5 protein-coding genes are annotated in these 7,970 nt (G+C 64.8%); 2 read left to right on the top strand and 3 right to left on the bottom strand.

Annotated elements, in window-relative coordinates; translation table 11 throughout:
- Nucleotides 1-97 precede the first annotated feature (97 nt).
- Nucleotides 98-988, bottom strand: a complete 891-nt coding sequence (gene htpX, locus L979_RS12665) for a zinc metalloprotease HtpX (RefSeq protein WP_047692569.1) — start codon at nt 986-988, stop codon at nt 98-100.
- 176 nt (nt 989-1,164) lie between these two features.
- On the bottom strand, nt 1,165-3,582 hold the full coding sequence (locus L979_RS12660; RefSeq protein ID WP_047692568.1) for a sigma-70 family RNA polymerase sigma factor: 2,418 nt from the start codon (nt 3,580-3,582) through the stop codon (nt 1,165-1,167).
- A gap of 354 nt (nt 3,583-3,936) precedes the next feature.
- Between L979_RS12660 and L979_RS12655 the strand changes: the two genes are divergently transcribed.
- Complete coding sequence (locus L979_RS12655) at nt 3,937-5,475, top strand: catalase (RefSeq protein WP_052209882.1); 1,539 nt, start codon at nt 3,937-3,939, stop codon at nt 5,473-5,475.
- Nucleotides 5,476-5,587: 112 nt separating this feature from the next.
- Here L979_RS12655 and L979_RS12650 read toward each other — a convergent pair whose 3' ends face one another.
- Nucleotides 5,588-7,099 (bottom strand): SseB family protein, encoded by a 1,512-nt coding sequence (locus L979_RS12650; protein ID WP_052209881.1) that lies wholly within the window; start codon nt 7,097-7,099, stop codon nt 5,588-5,590.
- 69 nt (nt 7,100-7,168) lie between these two features.
- Here L979_RS12650 and L979_RS12645 point away from each other — a divergent pair.
- Nucleotides 7,169-7,970, top strand: an 802-nt coding sequence (locus L979_RS12645) for a DUF6882 domain-containing protein (RefSeq protein ID WP_047692567.1), incomplete at its 3' end; no start/stop codon positions are given.

Raw genomic sequence — 7,970 nt, 5'->3', positions numbered from 1 at the left:
CACGACGACGGCGGTGGTCACCAGATCTGGTGACCACCGCCGTCGCTGTCGTTCAAGGTGACGTAGCTGCGGTGCGGCGTCCCGGGGGGGGTACGGCTCAGCGCTCGGTGTGACCCCCGCGGGCCATGTTCTGCAGACGGGCGATGCGGTCCGCCGTGGGCGGGTGCGTACGGAACAGGTTGGACATCCCGCGCCCGGCGAACGGGTTGGCGATCATCATGGAAGACGTGTTGACCACCTTCTGGTCATTGGGGCTCAAGGGACGGGCGTTGACACCGTTCTCGATCTTGTTCAGCGCGCTGGCCAGGGCCAGCGGGTCACCGGTGAGCTTGGCACCGTCTTCATCGGCGTCGTACTCGCGGGTCCGGGAAATGGCCAGCTGAATGACCGTGGCCGCCACCGGTGCCAGGAAGGCAATGGCCAACGCCGCAATGGGGTTGTTACGGCTGTCTCCGCCGCGGCCACCAAAAATCGCAGCGAACTGCAACATCTGCGCCACCGAGGTGATCACCCCGGCAATGGCCGCCGCCACGGAGGAGGTCAGGATGTCCCGGTTGTAGACGTGCATCAGTTCATGGCCCAGGACACCGCGCAGTTCACGCTCGTCCAGCAGCTGCATGATCCCCTCCGTGCAACACACTGCAGCATTGTCCGGGTTGCGGCCTGTGGCAAAGGCATTGGGGCTCATGGTGGGTGAGATGTAGAGCCGCGGCATGGGCTGCCCGGCCTGGTTGGAGAGCTCCCGGACGATCCGGTACAGATCGGGTGCCTGCTGCTCGGAAACGGGGACGGCGCGCATCGACTTCAACGCAATTTTGTCGCTGTTCCAGTAGCTGTAGGCCGTGGTGCCCAGCCCGATCAGGGCGAACAGGAAGATGAACACCGAGTTGTTGGCAGCAACGGCCACGCCGTAACCGATGGCCAACAACAGCAGCCACATGCCGCCCAGCAGGGTCACGGTTTTCAGACCGTTGAAATGTCGATGCATGGTGTGGAGTCATCCTTGGGGTTGTGCCGAACCTTCTGTGATCAGCAACCATCTGAGGCGGGGTTGTGTTCCGGACCGGCCCGCTTGCTGGGCGGAGTTGAAGGGAACATGGATGATTCTCTCAGCAAACTGCGTGTGCTGGTTCTGCCCGCCACATGGGCCCCGGGCCACGGCGGTCATGCCAGGCGCACCCAACCGCGCTCCGTCCAGATCCACAGACCGCCAGGTCCAACACCCTGTCCGGGGGTGGTGTTCTCCCACTGGCCCGGATCCACGGCTGGGGCATCCCGAGGGCCGGTGGCCTGGTCCACGGGTTCGGTTGTGGTGCCGTCCGTGGGTTGGGGGTCACCTGTGTTTTCCGGCGCGGTGCCGGTGTCCGTGGTGGTGCCGGGATCTGCAGTGGGATCCGGCTCCGAACTTGGCGTGGTGGCCGGTTCTGGTGCGGTGGTTGGCTCGGTTGTGTTGGCCGGCTCCGGTTGCGGGGCAGGAGCTGAATCCGTGCTCCCGTCCATGGGCAGCGGTGCTGTGACCGGCGAGTTGGCGGGTGCGTAGAGCGGAGCCCCACTGGAGTTCTGGTTGTCTTCAGTGGAGTCAGCCGGTGTGCCCAGGACCGATCCCTGGTTGTCGCCCGGGTCCACTGTTCCATCCGTGGCCGGAGCGGTGGGCGCCACCGGAGTGGTGGTTCCCGGCGACGTCGGGGTGGTGGCCGGCGGAGACACCGGCGCCACCGGAACCTGTGGCTGAGCCGGCACCTGGGGTTGAGCAGGTGCCTGCGGCTGCGATGGCGCCTGCGGCTGGGCTGGGGCCACGGGTGCCAACGGTGTGCTCCAACTCCCACCGGGCTGCTGGGCAGACGGACGGGACTGCGAGTATCGACCAGGCTGTGACGATTGGCCGGACTGTGACGATTGGCCGGACTGCGATGATTGGCTCGACTGTGAATACTGGCCCGACTGCCAAGACTGCTGGCCCTGATACGTCTCCTGAGCCGGTGGCGCCCAGGGGCCGCGCTGATTGGGGGCCGGAAAACGGCCGGAATCCGCAGATCCTGCCGTCACCGAACCGTTGGCAGCGCCGTCGTCGTTCCGGGCCTGCGAACGCGCGAGGTCGTTCTGCATGCGGTCAAAGGCCGTGATGAAGCGTGGTTGACCGGAGGTTTCGTCATCCACGGCGCGCACCTGGGCATCCGAGGGCCCGGACCGGTCCTCGGCGGACCCGGCGCCGGAGGCAGGCGATGCCGACTCCCCCGCCGGAGCACCTGCCTGTTGGTCGGTAGGGGCCTCGCCATTGGCGGGGAACGGCAAACCGCCCAAGGTGGTGGCGTTGTTGGTGCCGTCATCCTGGACCAGGGTGGAAACCCCCACCCCCACCAGTGCCACAGCTGCTGATGCAGCCACTGCACCCACGGCGATCTTCAGTCCGATGCCCGCACCGGCGCCGGCCACAATACCACCGGCACCGGAGCCGCTGCCACCGGAGGACGGTCCGTTGCTGGACACGGCTGAGCCTGCCGCTGCCGCCTGGGCGGACGAGCCGGTCAGGTCACTGCCTGCACCAACGGAAGACTCAGACGTACCCGCCCCCGTGGTGGCGGCATCTGCGGAGGCCGTACCTGCCGCCTGAGCTGCTGCCGAGCCCCCAGCAGCGCCTCCACCGGCACCGGAAACCATGAGAGCGGCCAGAACCTTGGACTCGGTGCCCCACAACGGCAAGGCAGCCAGAGCAGGAAGAATCCAGGTCCGCATCCCCACACCGGTGTCCTGCAGCTGAAGATATTCAGCAGTGCAGCGGGGGCACTCGTCCAGGTGCTGCTGGACCGCACGCCGGGCACGTGAGCCCAAACTGCCGCGGACGAACGCACCAAGATCCCCTGCCATCTCAGGACAGGCATCAGTTGCTGCATGGGAAACCTGCGCCTGCAGATAAGCCGCCTGCAACCCTTCCCGGGCACGCTTGGCCAAGGCCGAAACAGCATTGGGGGTCATCCCCAGAACACCAGCCACGGCCTGCGGCTTCATCTCCTCGACCTCGGTGTGCCACAGCACCGCCTGCCACCGCTCAGGCAAGGAGGCGTAGGCCGTGGCCACCGCCACGGAGTCGCATTGCTTGACCAGGACGTCGTTGAATTCCTGCGGCTGGTCCAGATCGGCGTCTTCTGCAACGGGCTGCACCTTGCCGGTTGCGACGGCATGGTCAACAGCCAGGCGTCCGATGGTGGTGACCAGGTAACTGCGCATGAACTTCTGCGGCCCACCACCCTTGCGGATCACGGAGAGGACCTTGGCAAAAGCCTCCGAGACCAGATCTTCGGCGTCGTGCACGTTGCGGGTGTGCATCCGTGCCACGTTCAAGGCAGTGGAGCGGTGCCGTTCGTAGAGCAGGCCGTACGAGGCCTCGTCACCGGCTCGTACCGCCTGGAGAAGCTCCTCATCCTCCAACGCCGCTTCCTGTGCGGCATCGGCCTCCGAGTCCCCATTCCGGTGGTAGCCCTTGTCCCCGGCGCCTGCAGCTTCACCCGGGGTGCCCGATTCCGCGGCACCGCCGTACTGGACGTCATACTCGGCCTGGTTCGCAGAGTCCTGGGCGGGGGCCAAGAGTTCATCCGCAAGCTCCGACTGATGCTCGGATGCAGAGTTGGGGTCACGTGGGGCAACGATGGTGCGGCCTCCTCCTGGTCAGATGGTCCTCAGCGGACGAAACGTACGTGGAACGGACGGAATGTTCCTGGGACGGGCGGAATGTTCCTGGGACGGGCGGCTGTGCCCGCGAACCACACGATTCTACGCGCAGGCAAGAAGCCGTCCAAGAGTCCTGACCTGCGCCAACACGTGGCGGCTGCGGCTTCCAGTCAACCATCAGCGAACTTTCCACGCGGTACCGGGTGGGATGTCGGTGGCCTGGGTTACGGTGAAGAAGCAACGGACCGCCATGACCGCAGGAGGCTCATCATGTCTGACAATGCACAGAATTCCCCCCAGAACGTCCATAAAGTCGGATTGCGTCCCACCGGTGAATTCACCACGGACCAGAACGCCAAGCCGGTTGCCTCGGACGCCCATTCACTGACCAGCGGCGGCCCCGACGGCGTGATCGCCCTGCACGATTCCTACGTGGTGGAGAAGCTGGCGGCCTTTGACCGCGAGCGCATCCCGGAGCGTGTGGTCCATGCCAAGGGTGGTGGCGCTTTCGGCGAACTGGAGATCACGGAAGACGTCTCCCAGTACACCCGCGCTGCGGTGTTCCAGAAGGGCACCAAGACTCCCATGCTGGCGCGGTTCTCCACGGTGGCCGGTGAGCAGGGCTCGCCTGACACCTGGCGTGACCCCCGTGGTTTCTCGCTGAAGTTCTACACCACTGAGGGCAACCTGGACATCGTGGGCAACAACACCCCGATCTTCTTTGTCCGTGACGGCATCAAGTTCCCCGATTTCATCCACTCTCAGAAGCGCCTTCCGGGTTCCGGCTTGCGGGACAACACCATGCAGTGGGATTTCTGGACCCAGTCCCCGGAGTCCGCACACCAGGTGACGTACTTGATGGGTGAACGTGGCATCCCCAAGTCCTGGCGACACATGAACGGCTACGGTTCCCACACCTTCCAGTGGGTCAATGACTCCGGTGAGCGGTTCTGGGTCAAGTACCACTTCATCTCCGAGCAGGGTGTGGAAGGTCTTTCCGGTGAGGAAGCAGCCCGGATCGCCGGTGAGGACGCTGATGCGCACCGCCGTGACCTCCACGACTCCATCGAGCGCGGCGAGTTCCCGTCCTGGTCCTTGGAAGTCCAGGTCATTCCTTACGAGGACGCCAAGACGTACAAGTACAACATCTTTGACGTCACCAAGACCGTGCCCAAGGGTGACTACCCCCGCATGAAGATTGGTCGGTTCACACTGAACCAGAACCCGCTGAACTTCTTTGCTCAGATCGAACAGGCGGCCTTCTCCCCCGGCAACACTGTTCCGGGACATGAGATCTCCCCGGACAAGATGCTGATGACCCGTGTGTTCTCCTACCCGGACACGCACCGTCACCGCCTGGGTGCCAACTTTGCGGATCTGCCGGTGAACTTCCCGCACTACGCCGAGCAGAACTCCTACTCCCAGGACGGGCCCATGCGGTACTCGTTCAAGGCACCCAGCCAGCCGAACTATGCGCCCAACACCATGGGCGGACCGGTTGCGGGTCAGGGGATCAAGCCTGCGGATGAGATGCGCTGGGAGACGGATGGTGAGATGGTTCGCGCAGCGGCCACCCTGCACTCTGCCGATGACGACTTCGGCCAGCCGGGGATCCTCTACTCGGAGGTCATGAACGCCGAGCAGCAGCAGGTTCTGGTGAACAACATTGCCGGGCACGTGGGTGATGTTCAGGACAACACCATCTTGGAGCGCGCCCTGCAGTACTGGGACAACGTGCACCCGGAGCTGGGCCAGCGCGTGCGCAAGGCCGTGGAGGAGAACCGCGGAGCAGACGCCAAGAACGTCTGACCCGTTCCTCGCTGAGGCCCAGCCCTGGGCCCCCAACGCCGACTGCCGAGTGTCCGAGTTGGGTTGTTTCAAATCATTGAAAACGACCCCACTCGGACACTCGGCAGTTCTTTCAGTCCTTGAGGTTGATGCCGGTGGCTGATCCGGGGTCTTCCTCCACGACGACGTCCTCCCGGTGATCTTCCAGGCTCACCACCGGAGTGGAGATCTCAGAGGAGTCGTCTGAATCCGCGGGTGAGTCGGCAACAGAGTCCAGAATGCTTCTGATGTCGTCCATGGCGAACGTGGCCACCGGTGGACGCGCGTTGACGCACACCTGGGAGGCGCCGGTTCCCAGCGCATAGCGCAGAACATCCCGACCTGCCGCCGAGCGGATCTCCAAGGTAGGGTCCAGGGCAGCCACTTCTGCCGCGGAGGTGAACAGCAGCAGGGTGTCTGCATCCTGTCCTTCCTCTGGCTTGGCCCAGACGGGTTCAACGTCTTCCGGTCCCTGGGCGTTCTCCAGCGGGCGCACACCCAACAGCAGCACCCCGTTGGCTGCCATCAGCCCGGAGAGCACCTGGGGCACACTGTCCATGAGCAGACCGTTCTTGGCCACGTCATTGCGCGGTGAGGACAGCAGCCATTCAATCTGCCTGCGCGGAATCCGGCAGGAAGCAGCACCTGCGTCCAAGATCAGGTGGTGGTACTGCTGGTCAGCTGCCACCAGTTCCAGGACCGCGGCTGCCGGCTGGCGCAGCAGCACCGGTTCACCGTCCTGCCCGGCGGCATGAAACATGGCCTGGGCGTCTGTTTGGGCCGTGTAGGCAGCCAAGGTGCGGGTGCCGTCTGGTTCGGCAAAACTCTGGAGCTGGATCTGGGACTCCGGGCTCAGCTCACCGGTCTGGGTGCGAATCAGATCCGAACCCGTGGCATCCACCAGCAGGTCCCCTGCAGTGCAATTGCGCATGACCTCGATCAGTGCGGCGTCCGATGGCGCTGCGGCGAATCCGGCGATGGCTTCACGCAATCGGGGGTTGACCGTGCCCTCAGGGTCGGCCTCTGCTTCAGCTTCCGGGGCCAGCACCTGAATGGTGTGGCCTGCTTCGGCAGCCAACGCCCCCAACCAGTCCGGCACGCGAGCCTCCGTGCGCGGGAAACTCTCCAGATGCTCCAGTCCGTCCTCCAGTTGATATGCGCCTTCCTCTCCCAGCTGGGGAGGGCGTTCATCAAAGTTGTGGCGGGTGGCAAACGAGTACTGGGGGCTGGGCCACCCTTGTGCGGTGACTGTGACCACGGTGGAGAGCCACGTCCCGCGCCCTGGACGGTAGGACAGGGACTGCAAACGGTTGATACGGCGAAGAACAGAGCTTCCGGGCTTGATGGGCCCCACGGTGCCAGGCAACTCCCGGCCGCCGCGGTATTCGGTGATCCGCAACCACATGCGGCCACCTTGCGGCTTGAGATCCACGTCCATGCTCTCCCACCCCGGTTGCGCGTTGAGCACACCCAGAATCCAGTCGCCCACGGCACGCAGCTCGTCCCTCAGACTTTGGGCAACCTGTTCGTCGGTGAGTTTGCTGGCGGCGTGGCTGCCCGCGCGATCACGCGAGCGTCGGCTGGGCTGTGGTTGGTCCTGCGTCATGCGCTCAGCTTATCGGGGCCACCTCCTGGCCAGTTCCGGTGCGTCGGTCTGCGTTGCTAGCCTGATGGCATGACGACTTCACTGCAGGAACTGATCGATGACTCGATCTTCATTTCGACCGAGCATCAGGCCCGGCTGGCTGAGCTGAGCCAGGGCGTGGAATGGGATGTTGACTTCTCCGTCCCGTCCTTCACTCTGCAGTCGGATCCCCCCGTGGTGCTGACCCCGCACCTGCTGGGAACGGACTCCGCGGAACGTGGCACCTGGGTGTGGTCCTGGCAGGAGCTGGGCCATTTTCCCTCTGAGGTGGTGGCTGCAGCCGTCCAGACCCGTGAGTCCGCTGCACGCTCTGACGTTTCCGAACTCATCACGGATGAACTGCCCACCCAGGACGGTTTCGCCCGCCAGGTCACCTTGGCATCCAAGGCCTTAACCGGGGTGTGGGCCCACTACCCCGCCCGAGTGGGCAAGAACGTCACAGCGTGGCTGCTGCTGGAGGGTCCGGAGCTGGATCTGGAGCCCGTAAGCCTTGAGACCATGATGCGGGTCATTGCCGAAGCCTTGCAGACGGGCACCGCAGTGGATCACAACCGCGCCCTGGACTCTTACGCCACGTTGCGTGGTGCCCACATCGAATGGGACACGGATGCCATGTGTGTCATCACCACTCGCGACGGCGCTCAGCGGTTCTGGCTGGAGGAGCACCAGATCTCCGGTGTGGAACCGGCAGAGCCTTCGGTCGGCCCGGAGGAACTGACCCGTCTGGAGCAGGAGGCACGCACCCGCCGCGAGGCCCTGGCAGCAGACCGCGCTGATGCTCGCCGGGTTGCCGATGAGCAAGCCGCCCGGGACACCGCCGCCCGAGAGGAAC

It is taken from the genome of Kocuria sp. ZOR0020 (assembly GCF_000800955.1).
Classification (GTDB): Bacteria; Actinomycetota; Actinomycetes; order Actinomycetales; family Micrococcaceae; genus Kocuria; species Kocuria subflava.
This window is presented reverse-complemented; position numbering and strand designations above follow the sequence as displayed.